At 31.9% G+C, this 18,229-nt stretch carries 19 protein-coding genes; 11 read left to right on the top strand and 8 right to left on the bottom strand.

The genetic code is table 11. The features are described 5' to 3' along the window. Window positions 1-97 precede the first annotated feature (97 nt). From OA93_RS04080 to OA93_RS04050, 7 genes are all read right to left on the bottom strand, one after another. A complete protein-coding gene (locus tag OA93_RS04080; RefSeq protein ID WP_165572087.1) occupies window positions 98-814 on the bottom strand; it encodes a GLPGLI family protein in 717 nt (238 codons plus the stop codon). A 65-nt stretch (window positions 815-879) separates the two neighbouring features. Beyond that, complete coding sequence (locus tag OA93_RS04075) at window positions 880-1,089, bottom strand: hypothetical protein (protein ID WP_039111847.1); 210 nt, start codon at window positions 1,087-1,089, stop codon at window positions 880-882. Window positions 1,090-1,367: 278 nt separating this feature from the next. Then, window positions 1,368-3,548, bottom strand: coding sequence for a TonB-dependent receptor (locus OA93_RS04070; RefSeq protein ID WP_039111846.1), 2,181 nt, complete (start codon window positions 3,546-3,548; stop codon window positions 1,368-1,370). A 283-nt stretch (window positions 3,549-3,831) separates the two neighbouring features. After that, complete coding sequence (gene arfB / locus OA93_RS04065; RefSeq protein WP_039111845.1) at window positions 3,832-4,236, bottom strand: alternative ribosome rescue aminoacyl-tRNA hydrolase ArfB; 405 nt, start codon at window positions 4,234-4,236, stop codon at window positions 3,832-3,834. After that, window positions 4,236-6,344, bottom strand: a complete 2,109-nt coding sequence (locus tag OA93_RS04060; RefSeq protein ID WP_039111844.1) for a DUF4301 family protein — start codon at window positions 6,342-6,344, stop codon at window positions 4,236-4,238. The genes arfB and OA93_RS04060 overlap by 1 nt, the downstream gene beginning before the upstream one ends. Continuing rightward, window positions 6,305-6,928: a nicotinamide riboside transporter PnuC gene (gene pnuC, locus OA93_RS04055; protein WP_039111843.1), complete on the bottom strand. Its 624-nt coding sequence runs from the start codon at window positions 6,926-6,928 to the stop codon at window positions 6,305-6,307. Before pnuC ends, OA93_RS04060 begins: the two co-directional genes overlap by 40 nt. 32 nt (window positions 6,929-6,960) lie before the next feature. Next, window positions 6,961-7,689 carry a geranylgeranylglyceryl/heptaprenylglyceryl phosphate synthase gene (locus OA93_RS04050; protein ID WP_039111842.1) on the bottom strand — a complete coding sequence of 243 codons (729 nt, stop codon included), beginning with the start codon at window positions 7,687-7,689 and terminating at the stop codon, window positions 6,961-6,963. A gap of 95 nt (window positions 7,690-7,784) precedes the next feature. Here OA93_RS04050 and OA93_RS04045 point away from each other — a divergent pair, with 95 nt between their 5' ends. The 3 genes from OA93_RS04045 (at window position 7,785) to OA93_RS04035 (ending at window position 9,130) form a co-directional block, all read left to right on the top strand. After that, the gene (locus tag OA93_RS04045; RefSeq protein WP_039111841.1) at window positions 7,785-8,381 is read left to right on the top strand and encodes a Crp/Fnr family transcriptional regulator; all 597 of its coding nucleotides are present in this window, start codon (window positions 7,785-7,787) and stop codon (window positions 8,379-8,381) included. 75 nt (window positions 8,382-8,456) lie between these two features. Beyond that, the gene (locus tag OA93_RS04040) at window positions 8,457-8,738 is read left to right on the top strand and encodes a hypothetical protein (protein ID WP_039111840.1); all 282 of its coding nucleotides are present in this window, start codon (window positions 8,457-8,459) and stop codon (window positions 8,736-8,738) included. A gap of 2 nt (window positions 8,739-8,740) precedes the next feature. Further along, the gene (locus OA93_RS04035) at window positions 8,741-9,130 is read left to right on the top strand and encodes a group III truncated hemoglobin (protein ID WP_039111839.1); all 390 of its coding nucleotides are present in this window, start codon (window positions 8,741-8,743) and stop codon (window positions 9,128-9,130) included. Between the two features lie 233 nt (window positions 9,131-9,363). Here the strand turns inward: OA93_RS04035 and OA93_RS04030 are convergent, their stop codons facing one another. Beyond that, a complete protein-coding gene (locus OA93_RS04030) occupies window positions 9,364-9,996 on the bottom strand; it encodes a 4'-phosphopantetheinyl transferase superfamily protein (protein ID WP_039111838.1) in 633 nt (210 codons plus the stop codon). A 372-nt stretch (window positions 9,997-10,368) separates the two neighbouring features. Between OA93_RS04030 and ahcY the strand changes: the two genes are divergently transcribed. The 8 genes from ahcY to OA93_RS03990 all read left to right on the top strand — a co-directional run bounded on the left by ahcY (window position 10,369) and on the right by OA93_RS03990 (window position 18,198). Then, window positions 10,369-11,685 carry an adenosylhomocysteinase gene (gene ahcY / locus OA93_RS04025; protein ID WP_039111837.1) on the top strand — a complete coding sequence of 439 codons (1,317 nt, stop codon included), beginning with the start codon at window positions 10,369-10,371 and terminating at the stop codon, window positions 11,683-11,685. 121 nt (window positions 11,686-11,806) lie between these two features. Continuing rightward, entirely contained in the window at window positions 11,807-12,433 is a 627-nt protein-coding gene (locus OA93_RS04020) for a hypothetical protein (protein ID WP_039111836.1), read from the top strand. Window positions 12,434-12,574: 141 nt separating this feature from the next. Then, window positions 12,575-14,893 (top strand): patatin-like phospholipase family protein, encoded by a 2,319-nt coding sequence (locus OA93_RS04015; protein WP_039111835.1) that lies wholly within the window; start codon window positions 12,575-12,577, stop codon window positions 14,891-14,893. A 418-nt stretch (window positions 14,894-15,311) separates the two neighbouring features. Further along, window positions 15,312-15,554: a hypothetical protein gene (locus OA93_RS04010; RefSeq protein WP_240474658.1), complete on the top strand. Its 243-nt coding sequence runs from the start codon at window positions 15,312-15,314 to the stop codon at window positions 15,552-15,554. 6 nt (window positions 15,555-15,560) lie between these two features. Further along, a complete protein-coding gene (locus OA93_RS04005) occupies window positions 15,561-16,196 on the top strand; it encodes a hypothetical protein (protein WP_039111833.1) in 636 nt (211 codons plus the stop codon). 55 nt (window positions 16,197-16,251) lie between these two features. Beyond that, the gene (locus OA93_RS04000; RefSeq protein ID WP_039111832.1) at window positions 16,252-17,286 is read left to right on the top strand and encodes a hypothetical protein; all 1,035 of its coding nucleotides are present in this window, start codon (window positions 16,252-16,254) and stop codon (window positions 17,284-17,286) included. A 66-nt stretch (window positions 17,287-17,352) separates the two neighbouring features. Continuing rightward, window positions 17,353-17,832 (top strand): hypothetical protein, encoded by a 480-nt coding sequence (locus OA93_RS03995; protein WP_039111831.1) that lies wholly within the window; start codon window positions 17,353-17,355, stop codon window positions 17,830-17,832. Window positions 17,833-17,865: 33 nt separating this feature from the next. After that, entirely contained in the window at window positions 17,866-18,198 is a 333-nt protein-coding gene (locus OA93_RS03990; RefSeq protein WP_035623719.1) for a multidrug efflux SMR transporter, read from the top strand. Window positions 18,199-18,229: the final 31 nt, after the last annotated feature.

Here is an 18,229-nt window from a genome sequence, read left to right as displayed (position 1 = left end):
TTCATAAGATTTAGTTTTTATATTCTATGATGCAAATAAGTTAGGTTACTTATAAAACGTAAATTTCTTAATTACTCTAACTTGAATCTATAAATTATTATTTTGATATCGCATTCATATTATTTTCGTTCGTTTTCTCTACTATCTTATAATAGTCATTTTCAGTAATTACTTTACCTTTTATTTCACCTATATTAATTTTCAACTTCTCATCAATCTCTATTTTTGAAGCTAAATAAATTATTTTATCATCTTGTAATTCCAATATTAATCCTGGTAATCCACCAAATCCTTTTGGTCCATAATTCATCGGAATACTAGGACAATACCAAGCTATTACTTTCGCGAAATTATCTATTTTTTTTAGCCAAATCTTTCTTTCAGTAATGGCTTTATAGCATTTATAGCCATTAATTAATTTTGTTTCATTTACAAGTTCCCATTCTTTATTTACATCCGCCAAAACATTAAAAGATTCCCCCCAAAAATCAACAACCTCTATTAGTTCATTTTTATTATTATCTCTATAATATTCTTTACGCCCAGCAAGCGATCTTGCTAATCTTGTAGCTCTTTCATTAAAATCAAGACTTGAGATTAAATGAAAATAAGATCTATTATTACTTACCAACAACTCATACTCTAATTTTTTTAATGCTTCATCAACACCATTGAATGATACACTCATTTTCATTATAGTTTCATTTTTTTCTATAGAACCATTAGTTGGCATAACTATATAATTTACTTTAGCTAGATTTTGAGCAGTTAATCCAATCGAAAAAAAGAAAAAAAGGATATATTTATATTTCATATAATTTAGTTTTAATCCGTTTAAACTAAACATCTAAACGGATTATTAATAACAATAAACTTTATTTATCCAAGACATTCTTTATAAGCTGCCCAAGCTTCACCAGAAGCGTCATCTTCAAGGCCTATGTCACAAAATTCTATATATGTACGATGATATACACCTCCACAATTACTTACAAAAAAAGTCGAAGCCACATCAGACTCTACTGTATTTGCCATTGCTGGCCCACTAAATGCTACCGCTAATAAAGCAGAAAATATTAATTTTTTCATAATTTACTTTTTTAATTTTATTAATAGTGTTATTGGTTAACCATCGTAAACATATCAATAAATAAATATTATTCTTACATTTTAATATTATATTAACAATATAAATATTAAAAAATACAAATATATTTATCAAAAGCTAAACAATCCTATGAAGAAATCTAGATTTTAAACAATATCGTGTAGATATAGCTGGAAGTACATTACGTATTTATAACTAAAAAAGAAAAGCCTGAAAAATTAAAATTTTCAGGCTTTTTTTAATATAAAACTAAACTGATTTAAAACTTAAGCGTTAATCCAGCTAAGAAATTAATTCCAGCCTGCGGATAATAAGACGGATAGATATCCCACATGGCTCCGTTTGAAACATATTTTTTATCCAGAATATTATTTACTAAACCAGTTATAGTAATCGATTTAAATATAGATTTTGGTTTTATCTCGTAAGCAATATTCAAATCGTTTGTAAAATAATCTGCTAGTTTTGCAGCTGGTAATTCTATATTATTCATGAATTGCTCTCCAACATACTTTTGCAATAGCGAAACATATAATCCTTCGATTGGTTTATAAACAATAATGTTCCCTACTATTACTTCTGGAGAATAGGCAATACTTGTAGTTCCATAATATTCCCCATCTACAGCCAAATCAACATTTTTGTTACTACTTAATGTAAAATTAGGTCTTATTATAAACTTCTCCGACAAGGCAATCGTTGCATCTACTTCTAGCCCTAAACGGTAGCTTTTTTCGGTATTAGCACGAATTGAAGCACCAACATCATCTAACCTTCCTGTTAAAATCAATTGATCTTTGTATGCCATATAATACACATTTGAAGTCAATTGTACTTTCTCTGAATTATATCTCCATCCTAATTCAAAGTCATTTAATTTCTCAGGTTTTACATTTCCTCCTTCGTAATCTGTTCTATTTGGCTCACGATTGGCTCTTGCATAAGAGAAATACAAGGTGTTTTTTAAGTTGATTTCGTAATTCAATCCTGCTTTTGGATTAAAGAAATTAAAATTATCATCGACCAAACCAGTTTGTTTACTATTGGCTTTATACTGTACACTTCTATATTGCAAATCACCATAAAAACTTAACTTATCGGTTAATTGATAATTTGCTTTCGCAAAAATGTTCCCGTCAGTTTTAACCGAATGATCATCATAATAATGATCTCCAAGTTCTGTTTGAGAAGCATTTCTTGCCCAAATGACTTTACCAAAATGATCGCCTTCATACCTATTCCAGCCTCCTCCTAAAATTACATCTAGTTTATCTGTAACATATTTTGCAGAAAAAGTTGTTCCATAAAAATCATTATCCAACCATTTTTGGCGAATTAAATCTGTTCCCGGAACTAATTCTCCTAAATCATTATATACTAGTTTAGTCGGTTCAATCCCTCCATAACCTTCAACGGGTTCATCATATTTATAATTTTCATAATACCCTTTTCCTTTTGTATAATGTGCTGCAAGATTTGTACTCCATTTTTCGGACACAAATTCACTCCAATGTAACTGATAATGGTTTTGATTATAATTATCGGTTTCATTATCATAAAAACGAGTATTCCCTAATGCATCTTTAAACTTTCCTGCAGAGTTGTAGGTTCTGTCAGTATTTAGAGTTTCTACATCGATTCCGTTCCAGGCTTGATACGTTTTTTCGGTTCCTCCAAAAACCAAAGCTTTAATTAAGGTTGTTTTACCCACATACGCTCCTTGCAAGAAATAGGATTTTAAATCTGTGCTTGCTCTATCTATATATCCATCTGATTTTATGGTCGATAATCGTCCTGCAATTTCAAAATGGTCATTTAATAAACCAGTACTAAACTTAACTGTGTTTTTTAATGTATTAAATGAACCAAATGAAGTAGCAATTTCTCCTGTAGCTTTTGTAGCATAATTATCTGTCAATAAGTTTAAACTTGCTCCAAAAGCGCTCGAACCGTTTGTTGAGGTACCAACACCTCTTTGCAACTGTAAGCTCTCTACAGAAGAAGCAAAATCAGGCATATTTACCCAAAATGTTCCTTGGCTCTCGGCATCATTATACGGAATTCCGTTTATGGTAACATTTACTCTCGTAGCATCACTACCTCGTACGCGTATTCCTGAATAACCTACTCCGTTTCCAGCATCTGAAGTCGTAACAACCGATGGCATATAATTCATAAGAACAGGAATATCCTGACCTAAATTTCTGAATTTAATGTCTTTTTTAGTTAAATTACTAAAACTTACAGGGGTTTTCGTAGTAACACGTACTGCCGAAACCAACACATTATCTAATTGATTTACTTTGGTAGTATCTTGTACTTGTGCGAAAGAAGAAAGAGAATAGAAAAAAGAGAATAGAAAAAAGAGAGATGGCTTATAGTTTTTCAACTTTGAACCTTTGCAACTTAGTACCTCAGTACCTTTAAAAAATATTTTCATCCGTAAAAAAATTACGAATAAAAGGGGGAATTATTCTTTTTGTTAAATTAATAAATGTTTCACGACAAAATATAGTGTGCACGCTATGACTTGTCGTTTTTTCCCTTAGCGACATTACTCGCTCAGGTTCTTTGGGTATGATCTCAGCTCGTTATTTAGAGCACCCCTTTGAGACAGTGCAAATGTAGTGTTAAAAAACAAATTCCAAAAATTAAATTCCAAATTCCAAAAACTCGTTTTTACTATCATCTTTATTAGAATTTGGAATTTATTTTTTTGGATTTTATTCTAAATTTGGCTTCTTTCGAGATTGCTTAATCTCCGAAACGTTCTTTTTATCCTTGATACGTTTACGAATTACTGATTTTGGAATCTTAGTCGCTTTTCGAGGTTTCTGGATTATTAAAGCGTTTTTAATCAACTCCAGAAATCGTTTTGTTACGATACTTTTGTTTTTTAGCTGACTTCTATCTTCATCACAATTCAAGATTAAAACTGTATCTAATGTTAATCTTGTTGCTAATTTTATTTCCAAAAGTATTTTCTCTTCTTCAGATAAAGCTTGCGAATTTCGCAAATCAAAGCTCAAAACAACCTTCGAGGATACTTTGTTTACATTCTGTCCGCCAGCACCACTACTACGAACAGCTTTATAGGTTAGTTCTGTAACAATCTTTTCTATTTCCATTATTGTGGTTGATGTGCTGGTTTTAATAAATCGTTTACCGTTTTTACAGGATTAAAAGTAATTATCGGTACTGCAACAAAAACGGTTAACCATTTTGCCATTGCACCATTCCATAATCCTGGTAATTCATATCCTTTTACAGTATTTTTGCCTGCGCTTTTTTCGACTATAAAACCTGCGTTATGATTTATAAATTTTGTTAAATCAAACTTTTCGTTTTTATAGTTTTTAATTCCGCAAACTAGATCAACCGGATTAAAATGAGTTGCATTTGCTAAAATAGCTGCTTGGTTTTTGTCTGCTAAATCTACCTGAGAAGCTTCTACAATCTGAAGCGAAATTACTCCCTCTTCGTCCTGAACCCAAAATGGCCCTCCTCCTGGTTCTCCTTCATTCTTCACCATTCCGCATACGCGAATTGGCCTATCCAAAACTTCTTTTATTCGATTTATTTTATTTTCAAAAGTGAGTTTTTCAATAGCTACTTCTATGTTTAGATTTTGTTTTAAAAACAAAACTACCTCAGCGATTTTTCCTTCAGTTATCTGTTGATTTTCAATATCATTTAGGTAACCAAAAACTTTATTTTGCAATTCTATTAAAATTCCTGCTAATGCTTTTTTATACAAAGCAATTTTCTCTATATGATTCTGGATTACATTATCGATGTTCTTGATAAAAATAACATCCGCATCCAGATTATTTAAATTTTCTATTAAAGCACCATGTCCGCCTGGTCTAAAAACCAATTGTCCGTCATCCGTTCTTACTGGTTGATTTTCTAAATCGACTGTAATTGAATCGGTACTTTTATTTTGATAAGAATAACTGATACCAATTTTTGTCCCTGACTCTTTCTCAATTTTTGTTTTAACAGCAGCAACACACTCTTCAAATTGACTCTGATGAATTTCTGAAACTGTAAAATGCAAATTAGAAACAGAATTTGAACTGGCATAATAAGCACATTCATGCAAATGTTCCTCGATAGGATTTGCAATATGAGTTTTATATTGATGAAAAGGCAAGACCGCTTTTGGTTTATTTGCAAAATCAAAACAATCCGAAGCCAATAACATTTTTATAAAATAATAATTTTTATAATCTGTGTTCAAAGAATCAAAATCAGGATATACTTCCCTTAATTTTTTATCCACAGCTTCAAAAAAAGGAAACTTATCCATCCCTATAATAAAAAGAGATAATTGACTTTCTTTTTTTCTGTTGATATAGGCATTAATGCTTTCCTTTTCGATATTAAAATCATTTAGAAATGCATTCAAGAATTTAAACATTCTGCTTGCTGCCCCAGAAGCCGGAACGAATTTTTTTAATTTTAAATTCGATTTATTAGCATCAAACATAGCCGCTTTTATTTCAAAATCAGCCTCTGATAAATTCAAAATCCCGTTTAAAACTGTCGCTGGGCTTATTAAAATACTTTTGTCTATTCCGTTTTTAAAAATCGCTAATTGCTTTTTAATTTTTTCAAAAGGAATTCCGTGCTCGTAAATTTGTACAAAATCGGCCGAAGAAAAACCTAATTCTTTAGCAATCGTTAAATCATTAATTATTTCTACTGCTTTGGCCAAGCGTGATTTTTTATTTCCTGATAGGGTTATATACGGTTTTTGGGTATTGATTACTGTTTCTTTAAAAACAGAAAAAACACTTTCTCGTTCTTTTGGACTATCCCGAATATCATCTTTTTCCCAAGGAACATCTATATCGGTAAGGAAAAACAAATCGTATTCGTGTTCTAATGCAGCTTCATTTAATAATGGATTACAAAAACCATAGTACATCTCTGAGAATACCTTGGTTACCATAAGATTGGTATCGCAAAATAAATACTTATTTGCTAAAGCTAATTTTTCGTTTTCTAATTTTGTTTGTCCATAAGCAATTGGCATCATATCTTCTTCAACACAAATATGCTGATTCTCTTCCCATCTTTCCTGAAGATAATCACGTGCAAACTCAGGAACCCACTCCGTTTCATAATACGAGGCAAGTTGCTTTGCTAAAGTTGTTTTACCAGTACTTTCAGGACCAAATAAAGCAAATTTTAATATTCTTGTATCCTGTTGTTTAAGATTTTCTTCCATTCTAAATAAGCTGAAATAGCCAAAATTGTAAAAATTAAATATTGGAATGATAACATTCCTAACCCACGATAAGCATATAAAGGCACTACAATAATATCACCGATAATCCAGAGAGTCCAATTTTCTATCTTTTTCTTTGCCATATACCACATTCCTGTAAAGAATATGCCTGAGGCAAGAATATCAATATAATTATCTTTATGTAACTCATAATCGAAAAATTTATAAATGCCGAAAACTACAACAATTGTAATAAAAAACAAGATAATACCTGTTAATTTTTCCTTAATATTTGTACGTGTAATTGGCAAGGTATCTTCTTGATTTGTTCCTTTTGCCCAGTTGTACCAACCGTAAATACTCATAATCGAGAAGTATCCATTAATCATCATATCGCCTAAATAACCTGCTATATAAAGCAAATAAACCGAAATTACTGTGGCTATTAATCCTGTAGGATATACCCAAATATTTTCTTTTTTGGCAAACCAAACGCTTAAGATTCCAAAAACAAAAACAAGAAACTCTAAGCCAATATGCCAAAGTGGAACATTTTTATACGCATTAAGAAAAAAATCAATCATTGAGCTTGTTTGTTTTTATTACATAAAAAGGTTTACGATTCAAAAAAATGAATGTCGTTTTCAAAAGCTGTACCTATAACTACAAGGTCTGCTCCCATTTCATACACTTTCTGAATTTGTGACAAAGCTACAATTCCACCACCAACAATTACTGGTATGTTTACATTTTGAGAAATCAGCTGAATCATTTCTAACGGAACAGCTTGCTTTGCCCCACTTCCTGCTTCTAAGTAAATTAATTTATTCCCTAACATTTCGCCTGCCAGAGCTGTTGCTAATGCCAAATCAAGATTTGTTCTATCTAATGGTTTTGTTTTGCTTACTCGTGCAACCGCAGTTTCATTGCCGCTTTCAATTAAAATATATCCTGTTGAAATAATCTCCAGATTCATTTTTTTTAAGATTGGCGCTGCCTGAACCTGATATTCGATTAAATAATCTGGGTTTCTACCCGACAACAATGATAAAAACAAAATTGCATCTGCTTGTGGTGAAATTTGCGATGGGTCTCCAGGAAAAATCATAACTGGTAAATTAGTTTTTAATTTTAACTGAAAAACTAAATCTTCCAAAACAGTACTTTCGACCAAACTACCTCCTACAAAAATATGTGTTGCTGGCGATTGATTAATTTTTTGCAATAAGCTATCAAGGTTTTGCCAAGTAATTTTATCTGGATCCAAAAGAATCGCAAGTAATTTTCGATTCTCAACTTTGGCCAAACGTATTTCTTTATATATGTTTTGTAATTTTTGTCCCATAGCGAGCGTAAAAGTAAAAGTTTTTTTATGCAAGAGAACTATTTCGAATCAATTATATTTGTGTATTCGCTTTAACTAACGAAAGAAACAAACCTATGATTGCTATTGAATTACTAGAAAAATACGACGCAATACAGAAAAAATTCACAAAAACAACTGTTGTTTTTAAAGAAGGTAAGTTGCCTGCGTACTATTATCAGATTCTTTCGGGCGAAGTAAAAATGAATAATTATAATGATGATGGTCGGGAATTTATTCAGGGAATTTTCTATAAAGGTCAATCATTTGGAGAACCTCCTTTATTCTTAAATCAAAAGTATCCCGCTAGTGCTGTTGTTGTAGAAGATGCCGAAATACTTTGTGTTCCTAAGGAAAGTTTCATGAAATTATTAAATGAAAACCCTGCGATAAGTATTAAAATCATCGAAAACTTAGCACAACGGTTGTATTACAAATCGGTAATGGCTGCCGAAATATCTACTCATGAACCCGAACATCGTGTATTACGATTGATTGATTATGCTATTGCTAATTTTAATTTTAAGAAAGATGCAAATGGACACCTCATCAATTTTACGCGACAACAAATTGGTGATTTATCTGGACTTCGGGTTGAAACTGTTATAAGAGCCATAAAATCCTTAGAGAAGAAAGGCGAATTAAAAATTATAAACCGGAAAGTGTACCGATAGTTTTTGCTTTATGATTTGAGTCATAAATGTAAGATATATGTAGGCTGTAACTTTGTTACTCTAAAATTATATATCATGACACTTTATAACTCAACATTCGAAAATTTTAATAAAAGTTACATTGGTTCTGCAACTATGGCAATTATTGGACAAAGCTGTCTTGGTGCAGCTGCAGCAATGTTTGTTCTGGCTAATGGAACATCGGTAACACAAATGATTCAGCTTGCAATAATTGTATTTGCTAATATCATTGCTAATACTTCTATCTTGGCACAAATGAGCCATAAAACGGTTTTTAACCTAATTATAACAAGCGTCTTTTTCAGTATCTTGTTTATTATTATAAATAACATTTAGTTATGAAAAAACAAATAGAAAACAGAGAAGATATATCGCTTCTGGTAAACACTTTCTATACAAAAATAAGAGCCAATACTGAGATTGGCTTTTATTTTAATGATATGATTAAAGATTGGGATGAACACCTGGAGAAACTAACCGATTTTTGGGAAACCAATTTATTCGCTGTCAAAAAATACAAAGGCAATCCTATTGAAGCGCACAATAAAGTTGATGATCATTTTAACCATCAGATTTCATCGCATGAGTTTGGAATCTGGCTAAATATGTGGTTTGAAACACTGGAAGAACTTTTTGAAGGAGAAAATGTAGATACTCTTAAACGAAGAGCTCGAAAAATGAGTACGTTTCTTTATTTGAATATGTTTGAAAACCGCTCGAAAGCCTAGATTGTATTACGTGGATTATTACACAAAGGTTCGCAAAGGAAACACGAAGAAACGCTAAGAATTATTAAAGGTGCGCATCTGATTACTGAAACTAAATACTGCGACTATTTTTTACCACGCAGATTTGGCTGATTTTAGCAGATTATTATTTTGATTTTACTGAATACTGCAACTGAAAACCGAGACTTTTTCACTGAAACTGAAAACTGCGACTGAATACTAATTACTAAAAACTACTTCTCCAGCGCGTAGACTAAAGTAAAATTTTCTATTTCTTCATAGTACACTACAAAGTCTTTTACCAAATCATCAAAATGTAGGCTTGCCAATGTTTTGTTTTCCTCCAGAGAGAAAGAATTTACACGAATATGGTCTTTAAAACTGATTCCTTTTTCGTTTCGGATTTTGAAGATGGCTTCTTTTGCTCCCCAAATTACGGTGAGTTTTTTTATGTATTCTTCTAATGCATCGGAATTTAAATAATCGAATTCTCTATCTACAAATTTATCAGCAATTCTTAAGATTTTTTCGCGTTGGAGTTCGATATCGATTCCTACGGTTTCTTCGCTAATAATTATTGCCGAAAAATTATGCGAATGTGTAATTGATATATGATTATGGCAACTTAAATACGGCTTTCCGAATTGGTCATAATGCAAATCCAGATCGGTAAAACCTGCTTCTTGCATAAGCATACGTACACTTAAGAATCCTCGTTTATGCAAATCAGATTTCATTCCGTTTAAACGAAGTTGTGTTTTTTCTTTTAAAACTACTTTATCAAGCAACTCTTCGAAAGACTCGGTTATCTTCCAAATTAAAATTTGTGTTGTTGGGTTAAACTGTATTGTTTGATGTAAAGGCATTTGTTTTAATTGTGAATTATAAATTATGAATTATAAATTTTGCTCCTGTCGAAAATATTCTGAAGCCAAATATTTATAATTTTCTCTTTTGCTATATTAAGAAATAGAAGTTCATATACACTTGTAATCTCTTACGTTTCTAGCCCTGATGGTAACGGCATCCTATTGTGGCGGTGTTCGCCGCAATAGATATAGTGGACAGCAGGAAATAGCTTCATATTTTGACTATGCTCAATATGACAATTATATTATTTATCTAATGTTCAAAAGATTAAGTGATTAAACATTTCACAAATCTTTTAGAAATTAGTTAAATTATAAAGTTATTCCGTAAATTTGCAAAAAAAATTTACAATTACAAATATACTATAAATGAGTACTACAACTATGCCTTTTGTGGCTTTCAAAGTAAAAGACATCTCTCTAGCGGCTTGGGGAAGAAAAGAAATTGAACTAGCTGAAGCTGAAATGCCAGGTTTAATGGCGCTTCGTGCTGAATATAAAGACGAACAACCTCTTGCAGGTTCTCGTATTGCAGGATGTTTACACATGACTATCCAGACTGCCGTTTTAATCGAAACTTTAATTGCTCTTGGTGCTGAAGTTACTTGGAGTTCTTGTAACATTTTCTCTACTCAAGATCAGGCTGCTGCTGCTATTGCTGCTGCTGGAATTCAGGTTTATGCTTGGAAAGGTCTTAACGAAGAGGATTTTGACTGGTGTATCGAGCAAACTTTATTCTTTGGTGAAGACAGAAAACCATTGAACATGATTCTTGATGATGGTGGAGATTTAACTAATATGGTTATTGACCGTTACCCTGAATTGGTTGCTGGAATTAAAGGTTTGTCTGAAGAAACTACAACTGGTGTACACAGACTTTACGAAAGAGTAAAAGCTGGAACTTTGCCAATGCCTGCAATTAACGTAAATGACTCTGTTACTAAATCTAAATTTGATAACAAATACGGGTGTAAAGAATCTGCTGTAGATGCTGTACGTCGTGCAACTGACTTAATGTTAGCTGGAAAAAGAGTTATCGTTTGTGGATACGGTGATGTTGGAAAAGGAACTGCTGCTTCTTTTAGAGGTGCAGGATCTATTGTAACGGTTACTGAAATTGACCCAATTTGTGCTTTACAAGCTGCAATGGACGGTTATGAAGTTAAAAAACTAAACACTGTAATTGCTAATGCTGATATCATCATTACAACTACTGGAAATAAAGATATCGTTCTTGGAGAGCACTTCGAGCAAATGAAAGACAAAACTGTTGTTTGTAACATCGGACACTTTGATAACGAAATTGATATGGCTTGGTTGAACAAAAACCACGGTGCATCTAAAATCGAAATCAAACCTCAGGTTGACAAATATACTATCGCTGGAAAAGATATCATCATTCTTGCTGAAGGTCGTTTAGTAAACCTTGGTTGTGCTACAGGTCACCCAAGTTTTGTAATGAGTAACTCATTTACAAACCAAACTTTGGCACAAATCGAATTATGGAAAAACAGTGCTGCTTACAACAATGACGTTTACATGTTACCAAAACATTTAGATGAAAAAGTTGCTGCTTTGCACTTAGCTAAATTAGGAGTTGAATTGGAAACTTTACGTGACGATCAAGCTGCTTATATTGGTGTTCCAGTTGAAGGTCCTTTCAAACCAGAATACTACAGATACTAGATTAATTTTAGATTTAAGATTATAGTCCCGAAGCTTCGGGATAGATTTTTAAAATTAACTGAATATTAGAACCCTTGCAGAAATGTGAGGGTTTTTGTATTATTGTAACAATCTAAAAAACATGAAAAATTATATTTTTATCATTATTTTTTTAATTGTGTCTATTGAATTAACCGCCCAAGGCAATTCTAAATATGAATTTCAAAAAGACAGATTTGATTTAGGAGAATCTTTTTTACAAAAGGGGCAAAATGAAAAAGCAATCCAATTATTTTTTTTTGCCCATCATATTATTCCCGACAACGAACTAGGACAAATTGCATATAAAAAATATGATTCTTTAAAATCAATCGTCAGAGAAAATTTGTTGAAAAACATATCTGGAAATTGGAAAAAAATTAGCACCGATTCAAATTGGGTTATGCCCGATGAAAATGGTTTGATTGGAGAAATGTTAACAATTAATTCCAATGAAATATTATTTTTTGAGCTTTACAAAAAATCGAAAGAATGGTGTTTCATAAAAACTGAGCCAGTGATTTTTTGTAAAAAAGCAGAAATTGCAACTTACATCGACTATGATTCTAACTTTACAGAATTTGTGTATAAAAATAAAGAAGTTTGGCGATATTCTATTGATGAAAATTCAGGGATTTTAAATGCTTATTTTATTGGTTTTGAAACAGAAAATGGAGTTTCTGAGATGATATGCGGTAATTCTCACTTTCAATATTTTAAATTACAATAATTTATCTCTACAATTTATCAAAATCTCACCCAACCAGGCATAAAAAACATTTCTCTCAAAAAATTGCACGTTTATAAATATCTACTTACTTTTAATAATTAAAATAAGAATCTATTTCTCAAATACTTAAATAGTACAAACTTGAAAAAAACAACTTTTTTAATCATCTTCTTATTTTTACTTATTCTCCCGCAAATTATTTTTTCTCAGGAAAAGAAACCTAAAGTCGTTTTGGTTTTAAGTGGTGGCGGAGCAAAAGGAATTGCGCATATTCCGCTTTTACAAAAACTAGATTCTCTACACATCGTTCCTGATCTTATTGTTGGGAATAGTATGGGAAGCGTTATAGGAGGCTTATATGCCATGGGATATTCTGGCGATAGTATCGAAAAATTAACCAAAAACATTAATTGGGATAAATTACTTGGCGGAGGCCAGTCGTTAAGATCTGTAAGTGTAGAGGAAAAAAGAGAATTTCAGCGCTATTTAGTTGGAATAGGAATTAAAGATAAAAAACTAAACAGCGTTGGCTCTCTGTTAAATGATCAAAATTTAAGAGAATACCTTGCTGAATTGACCTATCCTGTATATAATGTTAAAGATTTTGACAGTCTGCCAATACCGTTTAGAGCCATGGCTACAGATTTATCCGAAGGAAAAGAAGTTATTCTAAGCAAAGGTAATCTTGCTTATGCCATGAGAGCCAGTATGTCTCTGCCTGCTATTTTTAAGCCTATGGCATATGAAAAAACAGTATTAGTTGATGGTGGTGTAATGAATAATTTCCCTACAGATGTTGCCAAACAAATGGGTGCCGATATTATTATTGGTAGTGATGTAGGTGGTGGATTGGAACCTATAGACAAACTGAATAATCTTGTGACTATATTGACACAAACCAGTATGTTCCCGAGTAACATTAAGAATCCAGCAAACCGAAAACTCTGTACTATCTTAGTCGATCATTTGCCGAACTTACGTTTTTCTACCGCTGATTTTGCAGATAGCGATGAAATCTACAAAGATGGTAAAATCGCAACAGCAGAAAACCTTCCAGCTTTAATCGCATTATCCGAAAAATTAAAAGGATACACACAACGAATTCACGAATTACCAAACATACCCGCAGAATTTGTTCTTGACACTATTGTTTACAAAAAAATTAGTCCCGAAAACCTTGCTTTGGTATTAGGAAGAATAAATCTTAAAACAAATACAAAATATACCACCAAAGATTTAATAGCAGGCATTAACAGAGCCATGGGTACCAATCTTTTTGATGAAATTACATACAGTTATTTCATCAAAGATGGCGACAAACTAGGAGTTACTCTATTTGGACATGAACGCGCAAAAAACCAACTCAACACATCCGTACATTACGATACTTACCGAGGCGTTGGAATCATTTTTAATTACACCGCAAGAAATGTTCTTGCCAGAGCATCTCGTCTTCTTGTAACAGTGGATATTGCTGAGCAGCCAAAAGCAAGAATCAATTTTCAGAAAAATTTCGGAAAAAACAGAGACTGGTGGTGGTCATCTGAACTTTATGGAGCTTTTTTAAGGCAAGAAATCTATTTTGATGGTAAAGCTTCAGATAATGTACTTTATAATTATTTTGAATTTAATAATGAGATTAACAGAAATTTAAATTCATTAAAAAGTTATTTTGGCTATGGTTTACACTATCAATACGCCAATTTAAAACCAAAATACGACAGAGAATACAATCCTGACTCGGTCGATATCACCGATTACTCCTTAAACAGTATCGAAGTAAACATGCATTATGCCTACAATAATATGGATAAAGTTTTCTTTGCCGAAAATGGAACAATTATAAAAGCAAATGTAACCCGCTCATTGTTAACAGATGTCTACACCTCTTTTAACGACCCAGATCAAACAAGCATATCTGGCGCAACCAATGGTTATACAAAATTTGGTTTCAGCTTTGAAAAGAGAGCCCTCTTAAGAAAGAAAATCACAGGAATCATTGCGTTTGATTCTTATTTTATTTTTGAGGATAAACTTAAAGACGATCAAATTTCATATTCAGATTTTGGTTATGCTTCAAAATATTTCTTAGGAGGAATTATACCAAGTTCTGGTAGTAATCGTTTTTCATTTCCTGGCCTACATGAAGATGAACTCAATGTTTCACAATATATGGGCTTAAAAATTGCTTCTCAAATAAATCTTATGGGAAAAATCTATCTTACTCCCCATTTTAATATTGCAACTGTTGGGTTTGAATCTTTTGATAAATACATTAATAAGGCATTTAGTCCAAAAGGAAAATGGGATGATGGCTTCGACCCTAGCCTTGTAATATCTGGAGGAGCCGCGATTTCCTACCAATCCATTTTGGGTCCAATCCATTTTGATACTTCCTGGATAAATAATATCGATAAAGTGAGATTGTTTTTTAGTGTCGGATTATCACTAAATCCTTAAAAAAATCGGATTTCTTTTTAAAATCTAAATTTTATAATTTGGGCGTGCCACCATTAAAAAAAAGAGCCGATGAGCATTAGTTCATTGGCTCTTTTCTTTAATGCTGTCGGGCTATCCGGGCTACTTTGGTAGCTACCTCCTATCCCTCACGCAAACAAAATCATCAAATTAATTTAAGACCTTTCTTTTTACATTCAGGAACTAACTCCTAGATTATATTTATATATTAGCTATAAAACATTATTAGGATAAAGAAAATGTTTTAAAATCAAATCAAGAATTAGTTAATCATATCAACGTAATGAACTTGAATATTTTAAAACCTCAACTATCTATAATGTAAACAAACCCGATTAGATTAATTACGATTAAAAATATGATTGAAAAAGTTATATGTGAACTACATGGTTCAAAAGATATGTCTTTTGCCTGTATACATCTTGCAATGGCAATAGACAAAAAAGAAAAAGTTGGCTTTTTTTATTCCGAAGCCGAAGAAAATCTACCGCAAATTGCCTGGTGTGGATCATGTGAGCAATGGCTACTCGATAACGGCGAAGAGTGGAATGAAGCATTTGAAAATTTAGCCGATTTCAAAATATTATGCTCCGATTGTTATGACGAAGCCAAAGAAATACAGTTCGGAACTGATAAAATATAAACAAACATGATTTCTACAAAAGACTTTAAATTATTACCTAATAAAAATTCACTCCAGAATATCTGCAAAGCAATTTCAGTTCTGGACGCTATTATTTGCCAAGAATGGGAATATCGATATTACTCCTACAACTCTAAATGGGGAGAAGGCGAAGAATTTTTCGAAATGAGAGACGAATCTGGAGATTTAATGAATATTCTTTTTCTCGAAAATCATTGCGTAATAAATGGTTTTGCACACGAATATCAGCATAACGAGAAAAGTGATCTGACTAAAAACCTTCCTGAGATTTATAATGACTTTATTTTTGGTGAGCCTGTTGCATCCTTTGGAACAACATTTTGTTTGTGGACAAACGAAACCGAGAATTGGGAAGTTGGAACGATTGAAGATTATAATGACAACTCAGCAGAATTACTAACTATTTTTGATGGAAATCCGCAAACATATATCGATTGGGCAAGCGAGTATTTTGATGAATCTTATAAAGAAACTGGAATTCCATTAAAAACTGTAACCGAAATTTATCAAGGTAAAATCCTGACCAAAGAAATGGTTTTGTCTATTGTAGACGAAATTGAAGATTGGGAATTACTAGAAGAAGATTTAAAAGAAATAAATTACGAATACGATTTTAAATAGATAAACAGCAATGAAACGCATTTTCTTCCTCTATATATTTCTCCTTATAAACTGTATGTCATTTGCACAAAATAATGATACATGGACTGCATTCTGGGATAAAGACACAACGCATACCGGATATAAAGATAAAAACGGCATTATAAAAATCGAACCTAAATTTATGGGAATGACAATTGCCCATAAATTTGATGATATTATTGTTGTTTCCGAAGAAGAAAATGAAAGTTGGAAAAACTATTATCTAACAAAGACTGGAAAAATAGTTGGTCGAGATAGTTTGTATATATTCGACAATGGTCCTGATTGCGAGAATGAAGGTTTTATTAGATTTCGAGACCCAAAAACTGATAAAATGGGCGTGTTTAATGGTGATGGTAAAATTGTAATTCCTGCCGAATATAGCAGCATAACCAAAGTTATAAACGGAATGATTATAGCATTAAAAGGCGCCGAAAAAGTAAATGATAATCATGGTGGAGGTTGCAATCATTTTAGTTGGGCTGGTGGAAAGGATTATCTTATTAATACCAATAACAAAATCCTTATTGAGAACTTTGTATATAATGATGAGCTGAATTTTTATTCTTTACAAAAATCAAAAGAACCAAGCTTAGACCCGATAAGAGAAAATTTCCTTGGTGTTGATGGACAATACTATTCATTTATAAATTATGATAAAGAATTTAAATTGTGGCTAAAAAACAATTTACTCACAGATTTATCCAAAGAGAATTTACTAAAACATTCCTATGAAGAATTTTTCTATTGGAAAGAACCTGTGGGCTGGATAAGTGAACCAAAAACTAAGTTCATTAATAAAAACTACAAACTCATAAAAGATAAATTGCTAGAACTTAGCAATCCAACTTGTGATTACTTTGTTACAACAAATGGCCTAAATCAATTTATCTACGAAGCAGACAAATACAATCAGTACTTTAATAATTGTAATGAATCCAAAGACTGGAAATATCCAATGAAGAGTATTATTATTAATCACCGTGATAAAAAAGATTCCACGCAGGATCATTTTGATTTCCTGAGAACCGAAAATGGATATCAATTAATAAGTGTTTCTATACGTTAACGTTAAGGGAAACTTAAATAGTTTTTAGATTATTGGATTTTCAGCATCCTTCTCAGCAAATAAATCATGACAAAAGAAGATTTTAAAATCAATCTGGATAAAGCCCTTGATGGTCTTATTGATTTTACACAGAAAATGGTAATAAACAAATTACCATACGATTGTAAATTCATAATTAAAACTAATTGTTCATACGATGGAAATGAGCTAGAAAACGATGAAGAAATTTATCCTGATGATAAAATCAATGAATCAAGCTCAATTAATCCTGCTACAAAATCGACTGTAATTGATTATTTATGGCGAAATGGTAAAGTCCCACAATGGATTAATGTTCAGGTTAATAGTTGTGATTCAAATTTTAGCTACATAACATTAGAGTGCTGCGGAAGATATTCGGCTTTTTTAAATCATAAGGATGGACCTTTTCGTGGGTTAGGACCTAGTATTCCCTATCGCTATTATGATCCAATTTCTGAAAAACTCATCCAAAAAGTAGATTTGAATGAAATAAAACAATATTCAACAAATTCTTCTTTTCACTAAAACACAAAGGTTAACTTTGTAAAAACGTGAATTATGAAAAACTTTTTATTTTTAGGAATTGCCATTATATTTGAAATCATTGCAACTTCAGCATTAAAAAAATCAGAACAGTTTACTCAACTTATCCCAAGTATAATAACTTTTATAGGATATGCAGGTGCATTTTACTTCCTTAGCTTTGCTATAAGAACAATTCCTGTTGGTGTTGCCTATGCTATTTGGTCTGGAGTTGGGATTGTATTAATTACTATTATTGGAGCTGTATTCTTTAAACAAACTCCCGATTTACCTGCAATAATAGGATTAGCATTAATCATTATTGGCGTTGTTGTGATCAATGTTTTTTCTAAAACTACATCACATTAGATTAAAAAATAGTACTTTTGATAGCATCAAA

It is taken from the genome of Flavobacterium sp. KMS (assembly GCF_000813005.1).
Lineage (GTDB): Bacteria > Bacteroidota > Bacteroidia > Flavobacteriales > Flavobacteriaceae > Flavobacterium.
This window is presented reverse-complemented; position numbering and strand designations above follow the sequence as displayed.

Bases quoted from the DNA above. Each gene is read 5' to 3' on its own strand.
- OA93_RS04060 (WP_039111844.1), bottom strand. From the start codon at position 6,344: ATGGAAGAAAATCTTAAACAACAGGATACAAGAATATTAAAATTTGCT.
- OA93_RS04040 (WP_039111840.1), top strand. From the start codon at position 8,457: ATGACACTTTATAACTCAACATTCGAAAATTTTAATAAAAGTTACATT.
- OA93_RS04030 (WP_039111838.1), bottom strand. From the start codon at position 9,996: ATGCCTTTACATCAAACAATACAGTTTAACCCAACAACACAAATTTTA.
- pnuC (WP_039111843.1), bottom strand. From the start codon at position 6,928: ATGATTGATTTTTTTCTTAATGCGTATAAAAATGTTCCACTTTGGCAT.
- arfB (WP_039111845.1), bottom strand. From the start codon at position 4,236: ATGGAAATAGAAAAGATTGTTACAGAACTAACCTATAAAGCTGTTCGT.
- ahcY (WP_039111837.1), top strand. From the start codon at position 10,369: ATGAGTACTACAACTATGCCTTTTGTGGCTTTCAAAGTAAAAGACATC.
- OA93_RS04020 (WP_039111836.1), top strand. From the start codon at position 11,807: ATGAAAAATTATATTTTTATCATTATTTTTTTAATTGTGTCTATTGAA.
- OA93_RS04070 (WP_039111846.1), bottom strand. From the start codon at position 3,548: ATGAAAATATTTTTTAAAGGTACTGAGGTACTAAGTTGCAAAGGTTCA.
- OA93_RS04005 (WP_039111833.1), top strand. From the start codon at position 15,561: ATGATTTCTACAAAAGACTTTAAATTATTACCTAATAAAAATTCACTC.
- OA93_RS04050 (WP_039111842.1), bottom strand. From the start codon at position 7,689: ATGGGACAAAAATTACAAAACATATATAAAGAAATACGTTTGGCCAAA.
- OA93_RS03990 (WP_035623719.1), top strand. From the start codon at position 17,866: ATGAAAAACTTTTTATTTTTAGGAATTGCCATTATATTTGAAATCATT.
- OA93_RS04075 (WP_039111847.1), bottom strand. From the start codon at position 1,089: ATGAAAAAATTAATATTTTCTGCTTTATTAGCGGTAGCATTTAGTGGG.
- OA93_RS04045 (WP_039111841.1), top strand. From the start codon at position 7,785: ATGATTGCTATTGAATTACTAGAAAAATACGACGCAATACAGAAAAAA.
- OA93_RS04010 (WP_240474658.1), top strand. From the start codon at position 15,312: ATGTCTTTTGCCTGTATACATCTTGCAATGGCAATAGACAAAAAAGAA.
- OA93_RS04000 (WP_039111832.1), top strand. From the start codon at position 16,252: ATGTCATTTGCACAAAATAATGATACATGGACTGCATTCTGGGATAAA.
- OA93_RS04035 (WP_039111839.1), top strand. From the start codon at position 8,741: ATGAAAAAACAAATAGAAAACAGAGAAGATATATCGCTTCTGGTAAAC.
- OA93_RS04080 (WP_165572087.1), bottom strand. From the start codon at position 814: ATGAAATATAAATATATCCTTTTTTTCTTTTTTTCGATTGGATTAACT.
- OA93_RS03995 (WP_039111831.1), top strand. From the start codon at position 17,353: ATGACAAAAGAAGATTTTAAAATCAATCTGGATAAAGCCCTTGATGGT.